19 protein-coding genes are annotated in these 21,360 nt (G+C 67.7%); 6 read left to right on the plus strand and 13 right to left on the minus strand.

Going from position 1 to position 21,360, the window contains the following annotated elements; all coding sequences use genetic code 11:
• A complete protein-coding gene (locus WFK98_RS22850; RefSeq protein ID WP_442907470.1) occupies positions 1-687 on the plus strand; it encodes an urease accessory protein UreF in 687 nt (228 codons plus the stop codon).
• 38 nt (positions 688-725) lie between these two features.
• Here WFK98_RS22850 and WFK98_RS22855 read toward each other — a convergent pair whose 3' ends face one another.
• From WFK98_RS22855 to WFK98_RS22875, 5 genes are all read right to left on the minus strand, one after another.
• The gene (locus WFK98_RS22855) at positions 726-1,775 is read right to left on the minus strand and encodes an urea transporter (protein WP_336801909.1); all 1,050 of its coding nucleotides are present in this window, start codon (positions 1,773-1,775) and stop codon (positions 726-728) included.
• A gap of 92 nt (positions 1,776-1,867) precedes the next feature.
• A complete protein-coding gene (gene ureC / locus WFK98_RS22860; RefSeq protein WP_266341028.1) occupies positions 1,868-3,571 on the minus strand; it encodes an urease subunit alpha in 1,704 nt (567 codons plus the stop codon).
• Between the two features lies 1 nt (position 3,572).
• On the minus strand, positions 3,573-3,884 hold the full coding sequence (locus WFK98_RS22865) for an urease subunit beta (protein ID WP_266341027.1): 312 nt from the start codon (positions 3,882-3,884) through the stop codon (positions 3,573-3,575).
• 9 nt (positions 3,885-3,893) lie between these two features.
• On the minus strand, positions 3,894-4,196 hold the full coding sequence (gene ureA / locus WFK98_RS22870; protein WP_266341026.1) for an urease subunit gamma: 303 nt from the start codon (positions 4,194-4,196) through the stop codon (positions 3,894-3,896).
• Between the two features lie 26 nt (positions 4,197-4,222).
• A complete protein-coding gene (locus WFK98_RS22875; protein ID WP_336801910.1) occupies positions 4,223-5,071 on the minus strand; it encodes an urease accessory protein UreD in 849 nt (282 codons plus the stop codon).
• 384 nt (positions 5,072-5,455) lie between these two features.
• On the opposite strand from WFK98_RS22875, the gene WFK98_RS22880 reads away from it, so the two are divergent.
• From WFK98_RS22880 to WFK98_RS22890, 3 genes are all read left to right on the plus strand, one after another.
• Positions 5,456-6,007 carry an urease accessory protein UreE gene (locus WFK98_RS22880; RefSeq protein WP_266341024.1) on the plus strand — a complete coding sequence of 184 codons (552 nt, stop codon included), beginning with the start codon at positions 5,456-5,458 and terminating at the stop codon, positions 6,005-6,007.
• 54 nt (positions 6,008-6,061) lie between these two features.
• Positions 6,062-6,697: an urease accessory protein UreG gene (gene ureG / locus WFK98_RS22885; protein WP_266341023.1), complete on the plus strand. Its 636-nt coding sequence runs from the start codon at positions 6,062-6,064 to the stop codon at positions 6,695-6,697.
• A gap of 356 nt (positions 6,698-7,053) precedes the next feature.
• Positions 7,054-8,157, plus strand: coding sequence for an NAD(P)/FAD-dependent oxidoreductase (locus WFK98_RS22890; protein WP_336801911.1), 1,104 nt, complete (start codon positions 7,054-7,056; stop codon positions 8,155-8,157).
• 135 nt (positions 8,158-8,292) lie between these two features.
• Here WFK98_RS22890 and WFK98_RS22895 read toward each other — a convergent pair whose 3' ends face one another.
• The 8 genes from WFK98_RS22895 to WFK98_RS22930 all read right to left on the minus strand — a co-directional run bounded on the left by WFK98_RS22895 (position 8,293) and on the right by WFK98_RS22930 (position 17,664).
• On the minus strand, positions 8,293-9,039 hold the full coding sequence (locus WFK98_RS22895; protein WP_266341019.1) for an SDR family oxidoreductase: 747 nt from the start codon (positions 9,037-9,039) through the stop codon (positions 8,293-8,295).
• Between the two features lie 26 nt (positions 9,040-9,065).
• A complete protein-coding gene (locus WFK98_RS22900) occupies positions 9,066-9,833 on the minus strand; it encodes an SDR family NAD(P)-dependent oxidoreductase (protein ID WP_336801912.1) in 768 nt (255 codons plus the stop codon).
• A gap of 33 nt (positions 9,834-9,866) precedes the next feature.
• Positions 9,867-10,856 (minus strand): D-erythronate dehydrogenase, encoded by a 990-nt coding sequence (gene denD / locus WFK98_RS22905; protein ID WP_336801913.1) that lies wholly within the window; start codon positions 10,854-10,856, stop codon positions 9,867-9,869.
• 27 nt (positions 10,857-10,883) lie between these two features.
• On the minus strand, positions 10,884-12,821 hold the full coding sequence (locus tag WFK98_RS22910) for a hypothetical protein (RefSeq protein WP_336801914.1): 1,938 nt from the start codon (positions 12,819-12,821) through the stop codon (positions 10,884-10,886).
• On the minus strand, positions 12,818-13,795 hold the full coding sequence (locus WFK98_RS22915) for an ABC transporter permease (protein WP_266341015.1): 978 nt from the start codon (positions 13,793-13,795) through the stop codon (positions 12,818-12,820). Before WFK98_RS22915 ends, WFK98_RS22910 begins: the two co-directional genes overlap by 4 nt.
• A gap of 17 nt (positions 13,796-13,812) precedes the next feature.
• The gene (locus tag WFK98_RS22920; RefSeq protein WP_336801915.1) at positions 13,813-15,720 is read right to left on the minus strand and encodes a sugar ABC transporter ATP-binding protein; all 1,908 of its coding nucleotides are present in this window, start codon (positions 15,718-15,720) and stop codon (positions 13,813-13,815) included.
• A gap of 112 nt (positions 15,721-15,832) precedes the next feature.
• A complete protein-coding gene (locus WFK98_RS22925; protein ID WP_336801916.1) occupies positions 15,833-16,816 on the minus strand; it encodes a substrate-binding domain-containing protein in 984 nt (327 codons plus the stop codon).
• 92 nt (positions 16,817-16,908) lie between these two features.
• Positions 16,909-17,664, minus strand: coding sequence for a FadR/GntR family transcriptional regulator (locus tag WFK98_RS22930; protein WP_266341012.1), 756 nt, complete (start codon positions 17,662-17,664; stop codon positions 16,909-16,911).
• 412 nt (positions 17,665-18,076) lie between these two features.
• On the opposite strand from WFK98_RS22930, the gene WFK98_RS22935 reads away from it, so the two are divergent.
• Positions 18,077-19,036: a class I mannose-6-phosphate isomerase gene (locus WFK98_RS22935; RefSeq protein ID WP_266341011.1), complete on the plus strand. Its 960-nt coding sequence runs from the start codon at positions 18,077-18,079 to the stop codon at positions 19,034-19,036.
• Positions 19,033-21,324 carry a glycosyltransferase family 4 protein gene (locus tag WFK98_RS22940; protein ID WP_336801917.1) on the plus strand — a complete coding sequence of 764 codons (2,292 nt, stop codon included), beginning with the start codon at positions 19,033-19,035 and terminating at the stop codon, positions 21,322-21,324. Before WFK98_RS22935 ends, WFK98_RS22940 begins: the two co-directional genes overlap by 4 nt.
• Positions 21,325-21,360: the final 36 nt, after the last annotated feature.

A 21,360-nucleotide genomic window follows, 5' to 3' on the forward strand; every position in this document is an offset into this window, starting at 1 on the left:
ATGAGCATGACAGGCACCCAAGACGAGACGATCCCGCTGCACCTGCTGCGGCTGGTGAGCCCCAGCCTGCCGGTCGGCGCGTTCTCCTATTCGCGCGGCCTCGAATATGCCGCCGAGGGCGGCTGGGTGAAGGACGAGGCCTCCGCGCGGGACTGGATCCACGGCACGCTGGAGAACTCGTTCGCCGTGCTCGACGGCGCGCTGTTCTGGCGGATGAGCGAGGCGCTTTCCCGCGACGATTCCCAAGCATTCGACGATGCCGACGCCTGGCTCGCCGCCGGGCGCGAGAGCCGCGAACTGCAGCTCGAGGACCGTCGCATGGGCGAGGCGCTGCTCACCCTGCTCGCCGATCTCGACGTGCCGAAGGCGCAAGCTTGTCTGGGCCGGCCGCTGACCTATCCGGCCGCCTTCGCCATCGCCGCGCATCACTGGAGCGTGGCGCCCGCCGCGGCGCTGAAGGGGCTGATGTGGACGATCGCCGAGGGCCAGGTCGCCGCCGCGATGCGTCTCGTCAGGCTCGGCCATACCGCCGGCCAGCGCATCCTGATCGACGCCGTGCCGGTGATCGAGCGCGCCGTCGCCACGGCCCGCACGCTCGGGGACGACGAGATCGGCAATGTCTCCGTCGCCATGGCGATGGCCAGCGCCTGGCACGAGACGCAGTATTCGCGGCTGTTCCGGTCGTAGTGTCTCACCTCTCCCACGGGCAGAGGAGAAGGAAGCGCCTACCTCGTCGCCGCCTTGTAGCGGCGGAGATTGTCCTCCGGATTGGTCGCCTCGGCCGGCGGCACCGGCACCAGTGCCTTGAAGCCGTATTGCCCGATCAGGAGCAGCCAGGTGACGAGCACGAAGGTCGAGGTCAACACCGGCATGCCGATCGGTTTCAGGAAGATGGCGACCGAGGCCCAGAGCCAGGTCGTCAGGACGATGCCGAACAGCGTGTAGAGGAAGCTGCGCCAGGTCAGCACCAGGAAGAAGCCGCCGACGGCGATGGCGGTCAGCGCCGCGTTGTAGCCGAAGAGGCCGTCGCGGATCGCGCCCTCGGGGCCGCCGAAGACGACGGCGACCAGCGCCGCGCCGGCCGCGCCGATCAGCGCCATGCCGGCCGAGATGCGCGAATTGACGGCGATGCCGATCACGATCAGGTAGCCGGCGATCCAGTTGTCCTGGAAGAAGATCTGCCCGATGGCGTTGCCGATGCCCATGTACCAGGTGGGCAGGGCATAGGCGATCGTGGCGTCGTACTGGTCGGGCGAGACGGGCTTCGCCAGCGGGCCGGCCTCGATCGCCGCGAACTTCAGCACCGCGAACAGGAACAGCCAGCCGACCAGCACGAAGGGCGAGGTCAGCGCCGCCACCTTGTGGGGGCCGAGCAGCGTGGCGATGGTCGAGAAGGCTACGGTGGTCATCGCCGCGGCGAAGACGATGTAGACGGTCATGGCGACCGAGGGCACGGCGCCGGTGCGAAAATCGGCGCTGGTGAAGGCGACGAGCGCCAGGCCGACCAGGGCGCCGTTGAAGCCGAACAGGCCGTCGCGGATCAGGCCCTTGTCCGCCTTGAGCACGATCGCCGTCGCCGTCGCCACGACGACGCCGAGGATGCAGATCGCGCCGTATACCCACGAGTTGAAGAACAGCGCCAGAAGGATGATCAGGCCCGAGAGCGGGTTGTTCTGGAACACCACCTGGCCGATGCCGCGCAGCGACCAGTCGACGAAGCCGAGCGTCGGATGATCGCGGAACCGGTCCTGGAACGGAAAATCTGCCTGGGCCACGTCTCTCTCCCCCGAGAACGAGTTTCGTTCAAGAAAAACCCCACCGGACAGCGCCGGTCCGGTGGGGTTGTTGTCCGCTGCTGCGTGCTTCCTCAGAACAGGAAGTAGCGCTGCGCCATCGGCAGGCTTTCCGCCGGCTCGCAGGTGATCAGCTCGCCGTCGATGCGCACCTGGTAGTTCTGCGGATCGACCTCGATCTTCGGCGTCAGCGTGTTGTGGATCATGTCCTTCTTGCGCACGCCGCGGGTGCCCTTGACCGCGACCAGCTGCTTCTGCAGCTGCAGCTTCTCGCCGATATTGTCGTCGAGCGCCGCCTGCGAAACGAAGGTGACGCCGGTCTTGCCGCGGGCGCGGCCGAGCACGCCGTACATCGGCCGGTAGTGCACCGGCTGCGGCGTCGAGATCGAGGCGTTCGGATCGCCCATCGGCGCGGTGGCGATCATGCCGCCGAGCAGCACCAGCGACGGCTTGACGCCGAAAAAGGCGGTCTTCCACAGCACCAGGTCGGCGCGCTTGCCAACCTCGATCGAGCCGATCTCATGGGCGAAGCCATGGGTGATCGCCGGGTTGATCGTGTACTTGGCGACGTAGCGCTTGCAGCGGAAATTGTCGTTCCGCTCGCTGTCTTCCGGCAGCGGTCCGCGCTGCACCTTCATCTTGTGGGCGGTCTGCCAGCAGCGAAGCGTCGTCTCGCCGATGCGGCCCATGGCCTGCGAGTCCGACGACATCATCGAGAAGGCGCCGAGGTCGTGCAGGATGTCCTCGGCCGCGATCGTCTCCTTGCGGATGCGGGATTCGGCGAAGGCGACGTCTTCCGGGATCTGCGGGCTCAAATGGTGGCACACCATCAGCATGTCGAGATGCTCGTCGATGGTGTTGACCGTGTAGGGCCGCGTCGGATTGGTGGAGGAGGGCAGGATGTTCTCCTGGCCCGCCGCCGTGATGATGTCCGGCGCGTGGCCGCCGCCGGCGCCTTCCGTGTGGAAGGAGTGGATGGCGCGGCCCTTCATCGCCGCGAAGGTGTCGGCGACGAATCCGCTCTCGTTCAGCGTGTCGGAGTGGAGCGCGACCTGCACGTCCATCTCGTCGGCGACCGAGAGGCAGTTGTCGATCGCGGCGGGGGTGGTGCCCCAGTCTTCGTGCAGCTTCAGCCCGATGACGCCGGCGCGGACCTGCTCGCGCAGCGGCTCGGGGAGGGAAGCGTTGCCCTTGCCGAGCAGGCCGACATTGATCGGCAGCGCCTCGGTAGCCTCCAGCATGCGGTGGATGTACCAGGGGCCGGGCGTCACGGTGGTGGCGAGCGTGCCGACCGAGGGGCCGGTGCCGCCGCCGACCAGCGTGGTCGTCCCGCTCGTCAGCGCTTCCTCGGCCTGCTGCGGCGCGATGAAGTGGATGTGGGTGTCGATGCCACCGGCCGTCAGGATCTTGCCTTCGCCGGCGATGACGTCGGTGCCCGGGCCGATGATGATGTCGACGCCCGGCTGGATGTCGGGATTGCCCGACTTGCCGATCGCCTGGATGCGGCCATCCTTGATGCCGACATCGGCTTTGATGATGCCCCAGTGATCGAGGATGATCACGTTGGTGATCACCAGGTCGGCGACCTCGGCGGCGTTCTTCTGGCTCTGGCCCATGCCGTCGCGGATGACCTTGCCGCCGCCGAAGGTGACCTCATCACCATAGATGGTGCGGTCTTCCTCGATCTCGATCACCAGCTCGGTATCGGCGAGGCGGACGCGGTCGCCCTTGGTCGGGCCATAGAGCGAGGCGTAGTTTTCGCGGGTGATGCGCGCCATCTCAGACCTCCAGCTTTCCCATGACCTTGGCGTTGAAGCCGTAGACGACGCGGTCGCCGGCAAGCGCGACCAGCTCGACCGTGCGCGCCTGGCCCGGCTCGAAGCGGACGGCGGTGCCGGCCGGAATGTTGAGGCGGAAGCCCTTCGCCTTGTCGCGGTCGAACTTCAGCGCCGAATTGGTTTCGTAGAAATGGTAGTGCGAACCGACCTGGATCGGCCGGTCGCCCGAATTGGCGACGTCGAGGGTGACGGTGGCGCGGCCGACATTGTATTCGATGTCGCCGTCCTCGAGGATATATTCGCCTGGGATCATGACACGCCCCTACGGTATCGGATTGTGGACGGTGACCAGCTTGGTCCCGTCGGGGAAGGTCGCTTCGACCTGGATGTCGTGGATCATCTCGGGCACGCCCTCCATGACGTCGTCGCGCGTCAGCAGCGTCGCGCCGTAGGACATCAGCTCGGCCACCGTGCGGCCGTCGCGGGCACCTTCCAGGATCGCGGCCGAGATGTAGGCGATCACTTCCGGGTAGTTGAGCTTGACGCCGCGCGCCTTGCGACGCTCGGCGAGCAGAGCCGCCGTGAACAGCAGGAGCTTGTCTTTCTCGCGTGGTAGCAGTTCCATCGCCGATCCCCGTTTTGGTCCGGTGTTTAGGTTGCCCAGATGCGCGGCGCGCTGGCGGCCTTGCCCTGGCATGAGGTCCTGAGCGCGTCCCAGGCCTGGATGAAGAGTGACTTGCCTTCCGAAACCCGCGGCCCGAGATAGCGACAGACCACGACATGCTCGAGCTGGCTGACGGTGAAGACGCCGTCGCCGCGACTGCCGACCGCTTCCCGCACCCGCTCGGCCGCGTTCTCCGTCGCCGGGCCGGCATAGACCATCGTCCCGAAGGTCGGCTGACCGGCCAGCGCGTAGGCCGCGCCCTGCAGCGCCGATCCGCCGGGAAGCCGCACCCGCTCGAACCAGATCTTGCGGCCGTCGCGCGTGATCTCGATGCGCTGGCGCAGCGTGCCGGTCTCGAAGCGCTCGCCGGCGGCCGGCCGGCCGAGGCAGATGAAATCCCAGCCGACATAGGTGGCGCCCGATTCCAGCGTCACGCGCGTGTCGATCGAGGCGTCGGCGCCATCGAAGACGATGGTTTCCTGCGGCAGGTATTCGCAGACCGCATTGGCGCCGATGTCGATGGTCGTCGCCTGGGTGCTGACGCCGTGTTCGCTGCGATAGAATTTCGTCGCGCCCGGCGTCGTCAGCACGGCGCGCGCGTCGGCCTCGACATGGAAGCGAAGGTAGAGCTGGTCGCCGCCGGCGACGCCGCCCGGCGGATGCAGCAGATAGACGTGGCAGGTGCCGTCCTTTTCCGGATGGAACGGCTTCTGCACGACGAGGGGGCCGAGATGTCGGCGGCGCATCAGCCGCGTCTTGCCGGCGTTCACGGCGAACCAGAGCTCGAGCTCCGCCAGCCAGCGGCTGGGCTGTGCCGCATAGTGCGCGCGCGCCATGGATACGGCGTCCGACGAAGCACCCTCAGCGAGCAAAAGCGGCCTCACCCTGTCACGATCTCCGATCCGGCCTGCCCGTTTGGCGGGCGCGGCGAGCGATTGTGCCGGGAGGCTATCACACGGAGTTGCCCCTCCGGCAATCACAAATATTCATTTGCGTGCTCAAAGACTTGGCAGTTGTGCGCGAGATCCCGGCACTGTGCCTGGCGTCCCGAAAAATGCGGCCCAGCATTTCATCGACGGCAGAAAGGGAGCAAACTGTCCGTCATCGCATTCGCCCTCACGACGCAGCCGATGTCGCTGCTATAAGGGGGCGCAATCCAGGGCCGTCCGGGCCCATGCCGGCGGGCCGGGCCCGCGCATCGGTCGAATTGGGGAAACGGTATGTTGAAGGCAGTCGCGGTTCGCCGCGCAGCGGAGACGGGCGCGGAAGAGCAGGCGACGCCAGCCGGCCGCGCTGTGCTGCAGCATGACGAGCGCCATTTGCGCCGCCGGCTGATCGAGCTTGTCGACGGCCGCAAGGTGATGGTCGACCTGCCCGAGACGGTGGTGCTCGACGCAGGCGACAGCCTGGTCCTGCAGGATGGCGGCCTGATCGCCGTCGCTGCCGCCTATGAGCCTCTTTACGAGATCTTCGCCCGCGACCCGGTGCATCTGCTCGAACTCGCCTGGCACATCGGCAACCGCCATCTTGCCGCGGCGATCGAGCCGACCCGCATCCTGATCCTGCGCGACCACGTCATCAAGGCGATGCTCGAAGGGCTCGGCGCGCGGGTCAAGGAGATCGTCGCGCAGTTCAATCCGGTACGCGGCGCCTATTCCGGCCATGGCGGCCACGGTCACGGTCACGGCGATCACGGGCATGGCCACGACCACGGTCATGATCATCACGGTCATGGCCATTCGCACGAGCATGGCGACCACCGTCACGATTGATTTCGACGTCGCGGCCGGGCGGCCGCGCGATCCAGCAGGACGAGGCTATCTCTCATGACATCGAAGAACGGACCCCTTCGCGTCGGCATCGGCGGCCCCGTCGGCTCTGGCAAGACGATGCTGACCGAGAAGCTTTGCAAGGCGATGCGCGAGGAATTCTCCATCGGCGTCATCACCAACGACATATACACCCAGGAAGACGCCATGATCCTGGCGCGCCGGCAGGCGCTGTCCGAGGATCGCATCATGGGAGTCGAGACCGGCGGCTGCCCGCACACGGCGATCCGCGAGGACGCCTCCATCAACCTGCAGGCGATCGCCGAGTTGCGGCGCCGGATCCCGGATCTCGACATCGTCTTCATCGAGTCGGGCGGCGACAATCTGGCCGCCACCTTCTCGCCCGATCTCGCCGATCTGACGATCTACGTCATCTCCGTCTGCCAGGGCGAAGAAATCCCGCGCAAGGGCGGCCCCGGCATCACCCGCTCCGACTTCCTCGTCATCAACAAGAGCGACCTCGCGCCCTATGTGAATGTCGATCTCGACGTGATGGAGACCGATGCGAAGCGCATGCGCGGCGCGCGTCCGTTCGGCTTCACCGATTTGATCCGCGGCAAGGGCCTCGACCGCGTCGTCGATTACATCGTCGAGCATGGCGGCCTGCGCATGGACGCCCGCAAGAGCGCGTGAGGGCGCCGGTCGGCCGTTCCCCCTGTGGTCGGAAAAGCAGGATTGGAACCTGCGGCCCATCGTCCCGAACGAGGGGGGCTAGTGGGTCGGCTTTCGATCATCATCCTGAGGTGCCCGGCGCAGCCGGGCCTTGAAGGAGGGGCCAGGGAGCGCCCGCTGGATCCGCCTCCGAGGCTTCGCTGACGCGAAGCGCCTCAGGATGATGGTTGGAGCCCGTGGACCGGATTTCGTTCGAGAGCCCAGGTCCCTCGGTCTCAAGCGGAGTGTAACATTCCACTCTCGGAAATCTTGCTCTATAGACCGCAGGGCGCGCCGACTCGGTCGGCGCCGTCTGGTGCGGCTTCGTGGGTGCTCTGATGGATGAAATCGAATGCGTCGTCGTCGGCGCCGGTGTGGTCGGTCTCGCCGTGGCGCGGTCGCTGGCGCTTTCCGGTCGCGAGGTCCTGCTGATCGAGGCCGAGGACGCCATCGGCACCCAGACCTCGTCGCGCAACAGCGAAGTCATCCATGCCGGCATCTACTATGCGCCGGGCAGCCTGATGGCGAAGTTCTGCGTCGCCGGCAAGCTGGCGCTCTATGACTATTGCGCCGAGCGCGGCGTGCCGTTCTCCAATTGCGGCAAGCTGATCGTCGCCGCCGACGCGGCCGAGCGCGACCGGCTCGGTTCGATCGCGGCCAGGGCCGCCGCCAATGGCGTGCTCGACATGCGGGAACTGTCGCAGGCCGAGGCCATCGCGCTCGAGCCCAATCTTGCCTGCGCCGGCGCGCTGCTGTCGCCCTCGACCGGCATTATCGACAGCCACGCCTACATGCTGGCGCTGCATGGCGACGTCGAGGCGGCGGGCGGCATGGTAGTGTTCTCCAGTCCGCTGCTGGCCGCGAAACCGGATGGCGACGGCATGGTCCTCTCGATCGGCGGCGCCGAGCCGATGCAGCTGAAGACCCGCCTGCTCGTCAATTCGGCCGGGCTGTTCGCCTCCGCCGTGGCGCGCACGATCGAGGGGCTCGATCCCGCCCATGTGCCGACGGAGTATTACGCCAAGGGCAATTATTTCACGCTGTCGGGCCGCTCGCCCTTCTCGCGGCTGATCTATCCCGTGCCGGTGCCGGGCGGCCTCGGTACCCATCTCACCCTCGACATGGGCGGCCAGGCGCGCTTCGGTCCGGATGTCGAATGGATCGACGAGATCAACTACGACGTCGACGCCTCGCGCATCCCGCTCTTTGTCGAGGCGGTGAAACGCTACTGGCCGGACGTCTCCGCCGACCGGCTGCAGCCGGGCTATGCCGGCATCCGCCCGAAGATCGTGCCGAAGGGCGCGCCGGGCCAGGATTTCGTCGTCCAGGACGCCTCGGTCCATGGCGTCCCCGGCCTGATTAACCTCTTCGGCATCGAATCCCCGGGCCTGACGGCCTCGCTGGCGCTGGCCGACCACGTGGCGGAACGCGTGGCCCGCTGAGGGCCGCCCTCCGTCCCATCCGGAGTCATCCTCGCGAAGGCGAGGATCCATGCGGCCGCCTTCCGCCGGTGGCTGCATGGATCCCGGGTCTCGCTCCGCTCGCCCGGGATGACGGCGAGCGCAGGTGGCCCCCGATCAGCCGCGGCCGACGAGCGGCATCTTGGTGGCCATGATCGTCATCTGCAGGACGTTGGCGTCGAGCGGCAGGTTGGCCATGTGCACGACCGCGTCGGCGACATGCTGGACGTCGAAGGTCGGCTCGACCTTGATCGACAGGTCCGGCTGCAGCACGCCCTTCTTCATCTGGCTCGCCATCGGCGTCTCGGTGTTGCCGATGTCGATCTGGCCGCAGGCGATGTTGTACTTGCGGCCGTCGAGCGCGGTCGAGCGGGTCAGGCCGAGCACGGCGTGCTTCGAGGCGGTGTAGGGGGCCGAGTTCGGGCGCGGCATCACGGCCGAGATCGAGCCGTTGTTGATGATGCGGCCGCCCATCGGGTCCTGGTCCTTCATGATGCGGAAGGCGGCCTGGGTGCAGAGGAAGACGCCGGTGACGTTGGTGTCGATCACGGCCTTCCACTTGGCGACGTCGAGGTCCTCGATATTGACCGGCGGCGCGTTGACGCCGGCATTGTTGAAGAGCACGTCGAGGCGGCCGAAGCGCTTCTTGATCTCGCCGAACAGGGCGGCGACCGAGGCCTCGTCGGTGATGTCTGCCGGCAGCGCGACGGCCTTGCCGCCCGATTCCTGCACGACTTCCTCGAGCGGCTCGGGGCGGCGGCCGGTGATGACGGTGGTGTAGCCGGCGGCGACCAGCGCCAGCGCGACGGCCTTGCCGATGCCGGTGCCGGCGCCCGTGACCAGGGCGATCTTGCTGTCAGACATGCGTTTTCCTTCCGGGATATCGTTCGTTATTGGGCGAGGAAGCCGCCGTCGACCGGCAGCGTGTGGCCCGTGACCATCGAGGCGCCGGGGCTCGCCAGGAACAGGATCGCGCTCGCGACCTCCTCCGGGTCGGCGAGGCGGCGGAGCGGCGTCATCGCCTCGATGCGGGCGACCAGTTCGGGATCGGCGACGAGGCCGGCGATGAAGGGCGTGCGCACATAGGTCGGCGCCACGGCATTGACGCGGATGCCGTTCGGCGCCCATTCGACGGCGAGCGCGCGGGTCATGTTGACGATCGCGCCCTTGGTCGTCTGGTAGGAGATGTTCGGGTAGAGCCCGCCGCCGGAAAAACCCATGATCGACGAGACGTTGACGATCGCGCCCCTGGTGCCGGCGGCGATCATGTGGCGCGCGGCGATGCGAGAGGCGAGGAAGGTGCCCGTCATGTTGACGTTCACCACCGTGTCCCAGTCGGCGACCGAGACTTCCACCGCCGGGCGGCGGATCGCCGTGCCGGCGCTGTTGACGAGGATGTCGATCCCGCCGGCACGGGCGATCACCGCCTCGAAGGCGGCTTCGAGGCTCGCCTCGTCGGCGACGTCGGCGACGACGGCGAAATGCTCCGCCGCCGTGCCAAGGGTGGCGAGGACATCGTCCGCCACCGGATTGCGGTCGAGAAGGACGACCCGGGCGCCGGCCCTGGCGAGCGCCTGCGCCCCCGCCAGGCCAATGCCAGAGCCGCCGCCGGTGACCGCGGCGACGCGGCCGGTCAAGGAGAAGGGATCGCTCGCCATCGGTCGTTCTTCCGTTTGCAGGTCAGGAGTGGCTCAGCCGCCGATCTTGCCGCCGAGTTCATCCTCGACATGGGCGCGGATGATCTGGTCGAACGAGGTCTCGGCCTTGAAGCCGAGAGACAGGGCGCGGCTCGTGTCGAAATCGCGGGCCCAGCCGGCGACGATGCGGTCGATCGTCTCGTCCTTCTCGTGGCGGATCAGCTTGACGGCCTTGTCGCCGGCGACCTGGCGCAGCGCCTCGATCTCCTCGCCGACCGTCGCCGAGAGGCCCGGCATGTTCAGCGTGCGGCGCGGGCCGACCTTGTCGAGGTTGAGCGTGCCTGCATGGACGAGGAAGCCGACCGCCGAGCGCGGGCTTGCAAACCAGTGGCGCACGTCCGGCGAGACCGGCAGCACGGCTTCCTGGCCGACCAGCGGCTCGCGCAGGATGTTGGAGAAGAAGCCAGAGGCGGCCTTGTTCGGCTTGCCGGGACGAATGCAGATCGTCGGCAGGCGGATGCCGATGCCGTCGAAGAAGCCGCGGCGCGAATAGTCGGCGAGCAGCAGTTCGCCGATCGCCTTCTGGGTGCCGTAGCTGGTCAGCGGCGTCTCGAAGAACTCGTCGCCGATCTTGTCCGGGAACGGCGCGCCGAACACGGCGATCGACGAGGTGAAGACGACGCGCGGCTTGTAGCCGCTCTTCGCGTTTTCGAGGCGGATCGTGTCGAACAGGTAGCGGGTACCGTCGAAATTGATGCGGTAGCCCTTGTCGAAATCAGCCTCGGCCTCGCCGGAAACGATGGCCGCGAGATGGAAGATCACGTCGGGCCGATTGGCGATCAGCGTCTGCGAGGCTTCCGGCGCCGAGAGGTCGATCGTCAGCGCATCGACCGGACCGGTGAAGCCCTTGGGCGCATCCGGGGCGACGACGTCGGCGAGCGTGAAGCGGCTGATCTCCTTGCCGCCCAGATGACCGTCCGCGACGAGCTTTTCCGTCAGCTTGCGGCCGACCATGCCAGCCGCGCCGATGATAAGGATATGCATAGTACAACCTCGAATAATAGAACGATATCAGGACAGTCGGAGACGAGCTACCGCGTAGGGCGTCAGCACGAGCGTGCTGTTGTCGAAAGGTTTGGCAAGCGTGTCGATGGCATCCGGATCCCGCGTTGCAGCGACGAAACTGTCGGCGTCGAGCAGGAACAGGTCGCGCGGCGCGCCGGGCAGGGCGACAGACTGTTCCGTGCCCGTGCGGTTGGCAAGCCAGAGTTCGACGCCATCCCCCGTCTCGGCGGCGATCGCCTCGATCGTGTCCGGCGTCGTCACCGCCCTGAGCGGCAGACCCGTCAGCCGGGCCATGCCGCGCAGCACGTGGTAGGCGGGGAAGACGCCGCCGGCCTCGTCGAAATAGGGCTGCGGCCAGTCGTGCCGCACGGAGACAAGGCCGAAGGCGCCGGTGGTGCCGCCGAGCGTGATCGTCGAGGCGCCGCCGGCCGCGAAGCGGGCGAAGAAGCCGAGCGCCCAGGCGGCGCCGAGCAGGCCGCGCTGGCGCGGATCGTTGAAGTTGATCGCCTGGCGGATGTTCTTCGGGTTGGCGAAGGGGGCTTCGCCATAGGGGTTCATGCGCATGCCGATGGCGCTCGGGCCGACCGCATAGGGCTTGTCGCCGGCGATCGCCGAGGCGGAGAGCGCGACCGAGGGCAGCGTTTCCAGCGTCTCGGTCACCGAGATGTCGTCGCCGGCATGCAGCATCGCCGTCGTCGTGAACGAGACGAGGTCGATGAGGTCGACCGGCGGCCGCTTGCGGTTCATCTCGGTGAAGAGGCTGAACATGCCGCCGCCGATGCGGGCGTTCGGGAAAGCCTTTCGAGCGACCTCGAAGAAATCGCGCGGCGGCGGGGCGGGCGGCCAGACGCTGCCGGGCAGGGTGCATTTCAAATCCGGCAGCGGCGAGAGCAGCACGGTCCTGAACGGTGAGCCGAGGCCGGCAACGGTCTTGCCGAGCGCGGCGATTTCGGCCGCGAAGCCGTCGACCGATTGTACCACGGCCTCGAGCCAGGGTTCGGCGTCGAGCGCGCGCGCCGCCTCGACGATGCCGGCGAGAGTCGCCTCGTCATGGCCGAGCGACGGATCGTAGTAGCCGACAAGCACCCTGGCCCCGACGCGGCGCAGCCGGTCGCTCTGGGCGATCGTGTCGGCGATCTCCGTGGGGTCGAGACCGAGGCCGAGCGGCGGCGCCGTTCCGATGCGCTCGCCGAGCGTTACCGTGCCGGCGGTCGCTCCGCTTGCGGCGGCGGCGAGTGTGCCGGTGACGGTCAGCCGCACGGCCTGCTCGATGCGCTCTTCCGGCGGCAGCGTGTAGGGCCAGGGCAGCGCCAGCGGGCGGACATAGGTCTTGTACGAGGCGTCGGTCCAGTTGCGCTGGTCCTCCATCTCGTAGGTGTCGCCCTCCATCCGGCAGGTGACCTTCAGCCCCGGCGCCGCCTCATGCGTCAGCGCGCGCAGCTCCATCATCGGCTGGATCGGGTTGATGATGTCGGGGAAGCGGCTTTCGACGATGGAGCCGTCGACATGCTCGATCGTCACCGGATGGCCGGAGACGCCGGCGATCGGATGCAGCACGACAAAGCCGGTGCGGTTAGTCAGGAAGGCATTTTCCGCGCTGCCCTCGGCGGTAAAGGCGAGCTTGCCGTCGGCAGACCCTTCGATGCGGGCGGAGTAGCGGAAGGCCTGGTTGTCGTCGAGCGCCAGCGCCTTGTAGGTGACGGTGAAGCCGTCGGCGCGCTCGTCGACGGCGAGGTCGGAGATCACCGGATTGTAGGTGCCCCAGTTCCGGTCGCGCACGATGAAGGAGATGGCGCGGACGATCTCGACGCCGGCATAGCGGATGTGCCGCAGATTGCCGGTGTCGAGCTCGGCGGTGAGCGCCCCCGCCCTCAGGATGCGGAGCGGCGCGACGGGTTCGTCGGTGCCGAAGAGCCGGACGGCGAGAGAGGGGGCGTTGCTCATCGGCTGACCCTCGAGGAAACCAGACGCTCGACCAGAAGGGCGAGGATGATGATGGTGCCGATCGCGGTGCCCTGCCAGAAGGGCGAGACGCCCATCAGGTTCAACCCGTTGCGGATCATCACCATGATCAGGACGCCGATCAGCGTGCCGAACATCGAGCCGCGGCCGCCGAACAGGCTGGCGCCGCCGATGACGACCGCGGCGATCGCGTCCAGCTCCATCCCGTTGCCCATCAGCGGATCGGCGGAAAGCAGCTGGCTGATCGAAAAGGTGATGGCGACCGCCGCGAAGGCGCCGGAGAGCACATAGGGCAGGATCGAATAGAAGGTGGTGTTGAGACCGGCGGCGCGGGCGGCTTCCTTGTTGGAGCCGACGGCGTAGATGGTGCGGCCGCCCTTGGTGTAGGTCAGATAGGCCCAGGCGGCGAGATAGAGCACGATCAGGAACAGCACGTTGGACGGGATGCCCAGCACGTTGGTGTAGACGATGTCCTGCATGCCCATCGGGATGTTGGAGATCGCCGTCTGGCCGGAGAAGATGTAGGCGAGGCTGCGGCCGATCGCCATGACGCCGAGCGTCACGACGAAGGGCGCCAGCCCGAACACCGTGATCAGCGTGCCGGAGATCAGGCCGATGAAGCCGCCGGCGACGACGGCGATGGCGATCGCCGGCACGATCGGCACATGCTGCAGCGACAGGCCGAGAATGATGCCGGTGAGGCCGGCGACCGATCCGACCGAGAGATCGATGCCGCCGGTCAGGATGACGAAGGTCATGCCGACGGCGACGATGCCGATCACCACCGACTGGTCGAGCAGGTTGAAGATGTTCGACTTGGTCAGGAAGTAGGGCGAGAGCAGCGACAGGCAGACCGCGATCAGCAGCGCCAGCAGCAGCATGCGCACTTCGAGCCGCTGCGCGATCTTCTTGATGGGCGAGGCCGGGGCCCGGCGGGTAAGGGTCTCTTGGACCATGGGCGAAGTTTCCTTGCTCACAGCGTTGCCGCCATGGTGTCGATGCGGGTTTTGATCGTTTCCGGTGCGGGCAACGGGCGGTCTATCGGCAGCGACAGCCCGACCCAGCCGAGGTCGTGGCCGCGCGGGCTGGTCATCGGCACCACCAGCGTGGTGCGCGAGCCGTCGGGTTCGGGCACGAAGATCGGTTCGCGCAGGCGGAGCGCCTCGGGAATGCGGGTGGCGCCGAGCTCGCGCGCCTCGCCGGCCTTGAAGCCGGGGTCGAGCGCCGGATTGCTGGCGACCGCGTTGAGGCAGATCAGCCGGTCGCCCTCGATCAGGCCCCAGAAGCCGGCGCCATCATGGGCGCGGGCGAGCTCGTTCAGCATCTCGGTGTTGCGCACCATCGAGGTGCGCGGCGCGGCGAGCAGCGTCAGGCTCTCTTCGTCGAGCACCGTGCTCGGCAGGTCGGCGGTGGTGCGGCCGTCGCTCATCACCACGACGCGGTCGGACAGGCCGAGCAGTTCCTCGAAGTCGGAGGAGACGACGACCAGCGCCACGCCCTGGGCGGCGATGTCGCGCAGCATGGCGTAGATCGAGGCGCGGGTGCCGATGTCGACGCCCTTGGTCGGCTCGTCGAGGATCAGCACCTTCGGCTCCAGCAGCAGCCAGCGGGCGATGATGATCTTCTGCTGCATGCCGCCGGAGAAGTTCAGCATCGAACTGTCCATCAGCCGGTCCTCGGGCATGCCGAGGCCGGCGAGCAGCTCCTTCACCTTCTTCTCGCGCGAGGCGTAGCTGCAGAAGAAGCCGCGATGGGCGCCGAGATGGGCGAGCAGCAGGTTCTCCTTGACCGAGAGGTCGGGCACGATGTTCTGCGTGCGACGATCCTCGGCGACGAAGCCGAGGCCGGCGCGGATCGCCGTCTTCGGGCTGTCGGCGGGGAGCTTCTTGCCGTTCAGGATCACCTCGCCGCCGCTGCGCGGCCGGAGCCCGAAGATCGCCTCGACGGTTTCCGAGCGGCCGGCGCCGACGAGGCCGCCGAGACCGAGGATCTCGCCCTTCCTGACGCTGAAGGAGACGTCGCGGACGGCGGGCGTCGAGCTCAGGTTGCGGACTTCGAGCGCCACCGGCGCATGGTTCTCGCGGGTATGGCCTTCCTTGCGCTCGTAGATCGCGCCGAGTTCGGCGCCGACCATGGCGCGGATCAGTTCGGCCTGCGACAGCGAGGCGGTTTCGCGGGCGTTCATCACCGTGCGGCCCTCGCGCAGCACGGTGACGCGGTCGGTGATGGCGAAGACCTCTTCCAGCCGGTGCGAGACGAAGACGAGGCCGTGGCCGGTGTCGCGCAGGCGCGCCATGATGTCGAACAGGCGCTCGGCCTCGCCGGGGCTCAGCGAGGCGGTCGGCTCGTCGAAGATCAGCAGCTTGGCGCGTACGCCGAGCGCCTTGGCGATCTCGACCAGCTGCTTCTGCGCCGAGGAGAGGCGGCGCACTTCCCAGTCGAAGGGCAGGCTGTCGCCCTGGCCGAGATCGTTGAGGATCTCCTGGCCGCGCTGGCGCAACTGGCTGTAGTCGAGCCGGCCGGGGCGGCCGAGCTCGGGCAGGAAGATGTTCTCGAGCACCGTCAGGTCGGGGACGAGGCTCGTCTCCTGCATCACGATGCCGATGCCGATGCGGAGCGCGTCGCGCGTCGAACGCAGGCGGATCTCGTGGCCGCGATAGGTGAGCTCGCCTGAATCGAGCGTGTAGTGGCCGGATATGACCTTGGACAGCGTCGACTTGCCGGCGCCGTTCGCGCCGAGCAGGCCGTGCACCTCGCCCTCGCGCAGTTCGAAATTCGCACCCTGCAGAGCCCGCGTGCGGTCGAAGGTCTTGGTGATGTCCCGCGCTGTGAGAAGGGTGGTGTGGCCCGTCTCCGCGAGGGGGGCAGTGTTGGGCTGCAACGGATCATGCTCCTGGGGACGGCCTCGACGCGATGCTGCGGCGCGGCGGGAGGACAGGGAGCCCCGTCGCACGGCGCGTGCCGCGCGACGGGGTCGCGATCAGACTGGCCGATCAGACTTCGTTGGCGAAGACGGTCTTGCGGATGGTCGGCAGTTCCTGCTCGATGTTCGTGCTGGTGATGGCGACGATCGGAACGGTGATTTCCTTCTCCGGCGTGCCGCCGTCGAGCACCTTCAGCAGCGCCTCGCCCGAGGTGGCGCCCATCAGGAAGGGCTGCTGCATGCCGGAGACAACGAGGTCGCCCGACTTCAGCAGGTCGACGAATTCCGGAATGCCGTCGAAGGCCGCGACGAGCACTTCGCCGTTGCGGCGGGCGGCCTTGATGGCGCGCAGCGCGCCGATCGCCGGCTGGTCGGTCTGGATGAACAGGCCGCGCATGTCCGGGTTGGCAGTCAGCAGGTCCTGGGTGAACTTGAAGGTCTCGTCGGCGGTGTAGCTCTGCATCTGCTGCATGCCGGCTTCCTTGCCGGTGAAGCCGCCTTCCTTCAGGCCGTCGAGGAAGCCCTTGGTGCGGGCCTGGCCGTTCTTGCGGGCCTGCGAGATGGCGACGATGCCGACCGAGCCGCCTTCCCAGCCCTTCGCCTTCAGGGCGGTGGCGAGCGCGACGCCGACGTCGTGGGCGCCCTTGTAGTTGTCGGAAATGATGAAGGAGGCGTAGTCGCCGCTATTGGTGCCGATGTCGCCGATGACGACCGGGATATTGGCCTTCTGGGCCAGCGCCAGCACGCTCGGCGCGGTCGAGGAATCGGTCGGCGAGATGACGATGCCGGCGACGCCGCGGGCGATCGAGTCCTGCGCGTTGCGGAGCTGGGTCTCGGCGCTGTTGTGGCTGTCGAGGGCCTGGAAATTGTAGCCCTTGGCCTTCACCGTCTCCTCGATGCCCTTCGACAGGTAGCGCCAGAAGGGCAGGTCGAGGCCCGGCGTCAGGTAGACGATTTCCTTGCTCGCGGCGGAGGCCGCGTTGATGCCGGCCATGCCGGTGCCTGCGAGCAGCGTCGTGCCGGCCGCGAGCTTCAGAAAAGTCCTGCGTTCCATAGTAGTCCTCCCAATGGTCAGCCACGATCGGCTGCGTCGAAAAATCCGTCTGCGGGCGTCGCGTTTCCTCGGTCGCGCCACCCGGATTGTCTCTAGTCGCCCCCTTTGAGGTAGGGCTGCGTCGTCGCGTAAATGCGGCCGGTATGGGCGGCGAACGCTTCGGCCGCAGCGTCGGGATCGCGCGCTCGGACGGCGGCGACGATGGCGACGTGGTCGGCATAGCTGGTGGCGATGGCGCCGGGGGAGGCCATCGCCTCGCGCCGGTGCTGCATCATGTAGGCGTAGAGATCGGTGCTGATGTCGGCGAGCAGCGGGTTGCCGGACGCCTGATAGAGCGCGACGTGGAACTCGCGGTCGGAGATCAGGAAGCGGACGGGATCGTCGAGCGCCTCGGTCTGTGCCTCCAGCAGCGCCTCCAGCACGGCGACGCCGGCATCGTCGATGTTGCGCGCCGCGTCGGCCACCACCTGGCGGTCGACCAGCAGCCGCGCCGCATGCACGGATTCGATGTCGTAGGAATTGACGGCGCGGGCCATGGCGAAGCCGACCGCGACCGGCCCTACCTCGTTGCTGCGCACCCGTGTGCGAGCGCCGTGCGAAATCTCGAGAATGCCGCGCGCCGCCAGCATCTGGATGCCGCCGCGCACGGCGTCGCGGCTGACGTTCAGGGCCGCTGCCAGCTGCCGCTCGCTCGGCAGCGCATCGCCTACCTGCAGGATGCCGGAGGCGATCAGGGTCGCAATCTTGTCGCTGATGACGGTCGTGATCGGGCGCTTGACGATCGCCTCCCGAAAGCTCGGGAGCTCGGCGATGAGCCCTGGATCACTGACTTTCGTCGAAACCGACATGGCACCTACTAATGGACTGATCGGACCAGCAGACCAGTTTGCATTAATCGCGTGGCGGCACCCGAGTCAAGCGCCGATGATGGCGCTGTCATTTCCTCCACCTTTCCGAGCGATGGCCGCGGCCGCTCGGCCGGAGCGGGTGACGGCCGGACCCGCAAAGCGGGCGTGCCAACGGCCGTCTGCGACGCGTGCGACGACCGGCGAAAACCCTTGGCGACGCTTCGGTGACGGGCCGCCGGGGTGGATTTTTGGGGCGCCCGCCAAAGCGGAAGCGAAGATTTCCGCGAGATTTTTCCGGGAACGGAGCCGCGCCGGTCGCGTTGGGTCCCTGTCTTCGGTGATGGCGATGCTTGGCCGAGCCCGCATCCTTCTTCCCGTCGAATGTCTGAAAAGCACGATCAAGGAGCGATTCATGACAATCGAACACGCATCCATGCGAACCGTCCGCAAACCCTGGGGCCGGAACGACCTCCGACCCTGGAACGACCTCCATGACGACCCGGACGCCGTCGGCGAGATCTGGTTCCAGCGCAGGGATCAAAAGGCCGTCGTGCCCGAGCTTCTGCTGAAGCTTCTCTTCACCAGCCAGCCGCTTTCCATCCAGGTGCATCCCGACGATGCCTATGCGCACCAGATGGGCCAGCCGCACGGCAAGACCGAGGCCTGGTACATTCTCTCGGCCGATCCCGGCGCGGCCGTCGCGGTCGGGCTGAAGCGCGAGATGGGGCCGGAGGAACTCCGCGCCGCGATCGAGAACGGCTCGATCGCCGACCTGGTTCAATGGCATCCGGTGCGCGTCGGCGAGGTTGTCTTCATCCCCGCTGGCACCATCCACGCCATCGGACCCGGCCTGGTGCTGGCCGAGATCCAGCAGCGCAGCGACACCACCTTCCGGCTGTTCGACTATGGCCGCAAGCGCGAGCTGCATGTCGACGCCGGTGTCGCCGTCGCCCATGCCGGGCCGTCGAAGCCGCAGCCGAAACCGCACCGGATCGGCCCGCAGCGGACCGTTCTGGTCGCCAACCCCTATTTCGTGCTGGAGCGCGTGACCCTGCCGCCCGACACGACGCGGGTGCTGAACGCCGCCGGCGAGACCTGGATTCTCGGCCTCGACGGCGACGCGACCGTCGGCCCGACCAGCGTGTCGATCGGCGAGGCGGTCTATCTCGACCATGCGCGCTGCACGATCAGTTCCGGCGATGCCGGCATGACCGCTCTCTGCGCCTATCTCGGCCCCGACCTCCATCGCGACCTGCTGGAGACGCCGGACAAGACCGTGCTCGACCTGGCGACGCTCCGCTTCGGCGCGCCCGGCCCCCACCCCAACGGGCAGGCTGGCGCCTCGCCCCGCTTCACGGAGGTTCGTTCATGACGATGGCAGACCGGAATGCGGCCACGCGGGTGGCCTTGATCGGCAACTCGCTCCCACGGCGCTGCGGGATCGCCACCTTCACGACGGACCTCCACCAGGCGCTCGCGTCGTCCGGCGCGGCTGACGCCGTCATCCTCGCCATGACCGATTGCGGCCGGACCTACGACTATCCGCCTGCTGTCGCGCTCGAGATCCACGAGAACAGCCTCGAGGACTATGTCGCCGCGGCGGATTATCTCAATCGCGGCGGCTTCGACGTCGTCTCGCTGCAGCATGAATTCGGCATCTTCGGCGGCGAGGCGGGCGGCGACATCACCGCGCTGCTGGCGCGGCTGGAGATGCCGGTCGTCACCACGCTGCATACCGTGCTCGCCGAGCCCACCGGCGCGCAGCGTCGCGTCCTCGATCGCATCATCGACCTGTCGGCCCGACTCGTCGTGATGGCGGAGAAGGGCAGGGAGCTTCTGCGCACCGTCTACCGGGTGCCGGCCGACAAGATCGACGTAATCCCGCACGGCATTCCCGACTTCGATTTCGTCGATCCCGCGCCCGCCAAGGCGAAGCTCGGCTTCAGCGACCGAACCGTGATCCTGACCTTCGGGCTGCTGTCGCCGAACAAGGGCATCGAGGTGATGATCGACGCGATGCCGGCGATTCTCGAGAGCCGTCCCGACGCCGTCTATGTCGTGCTCGGCGCAACCCATCCCAATCTCGTGCGCGAACAGGGCGAGCGCTATCGCGAGAGCCTGATGCAGAGGGCGCGAGAGCTCGGCGTCGAGGATCATGTCGTCTTCCGCGACCAGTTCGTCGATCGCGACACGCTGCTCGACTTCATTGCCATGTGCGACGTCTACGTCACGCCCTATCTGAATGAGGCGCAGATGACCTCCGGGACGCTGGCCTACAGTTTCGGGCTCGGAAAGGCAGTCGTGTCGACACCCTATTGGCATGCGAGCGAACTTCTGGCTGATGGCCGCGGCATGCTTGTGCCGTTCGGCGACGCCGGCGCCACCGGCGATGCGATCGCGCAATTGCTGACCGACCACCCGCGCCGCGAGGCGATGCGCAAGCGCGCCTATTCGAGCAGCCGCTCGATGATGTGGGGCAACACCGCCAAGCGCTACCTGACCGTCTTCAACGCCGCGCGGCGCAGCAACAGCCTGAAGCGGCCTTCCTTCACCGACGCGGCCGGTCTCTCGTCGGCGAACCTGACGCTGCCGCCGATCCGGCTCGGCCATCTCCACACCATGTGCGACGACATCGGGCTGATCCAGCATGCGGTCCATTCGGTTCCGGACCGGCACCACGGCTATTGCGTCGACGACAATGCGCGCGCGCTGCTCGTCGCCTGCGCGCTGAACCGAGGCGAGGAGCGGCTTTCCGAGACGATGACCGCCCGCTTCGCCGCCTTCATCCAGCACGCCTGGAACCCGGACACGCGCCATTTCCGCAACTTCATGAGCTATGACCGGCGCTGGCTGGAGGATCGCGGCTCGGAGGACAGCCACGGCCGCACGCTCTGGGCGCTGGGCGAGGCGTCGGCCAGCGATCCGAGCCCGTCACGGCGGCGCTGGGCGGCGTCGCTGTTTATCGCCGCGCTGCCGACCGTCGAGTGTTTCGGCTCGCCGCGCGCCTGGGCCTTCACGCTGCTCGGCCTCGATCCCTATTGCGCCGCCCATCCGGGCGACCCGATCGCCGAACGACATCGCACCCTGCTCGCCGACCGGCTGATGGCGCTTCTCGCCGAGGCCGAGACCGGCGAGTGGGCCTGGTTCGAGGACGGCCTCGCCTATGACAATGCGCGCCTGCCGCAGGCGCTGATCGCGACGGGCGACGCCAGGGGATCGGCGGCGCAGCTCCAGGCGGGCCTGCGCTCGTTGCGCTGGCTGGTCGGCATCCAGACTTCGCCGCAGGGGCGCTTCCGCCCGGTCGGCAGCGCCACCTTCGGCGAGAAGCGGCGTCCGCCGCTCGCCTTCGACCAGCAGCCGCTGGAGGCGACGGCGACGATCTCGGCCTGTCTTGCCGCCTGGCGGGCGGAGGGCGACCGCGCCTGGACCCTCGAGGCGCAGCGCGCCTTCGCCTGGTTCCTGGGCGAGAACGATCTTTCGATCCCGCTCGTCGATCCCGAGACCGGCAGCTGTCGCGACGGGCTGCACCCCGATCGCGCCAACGAAAACCGCGGAGGTGAATCCGTCGTGTCCTATCTTCTGAGCCTGGCCGAGATGCGCCAGCTCGCCCGCGCGAGCGGCGAGCGGACGAAACCGGAGCTGCGAGCGCTGCGTGCTTGAGCTCGACTCCCTTTCCGCCAGTCATGCCGAGGGTGA

The organism is Kaistia sp. MMO-174 (assembly GCF_037147815.1).
Classification (GTDB): domain Bacteria; phylum Pseudomonadota; class Alphaproteobacteria; order Rhizobiales; family Kaistiaceae; genus Kaistia; species Kaistia nematophila.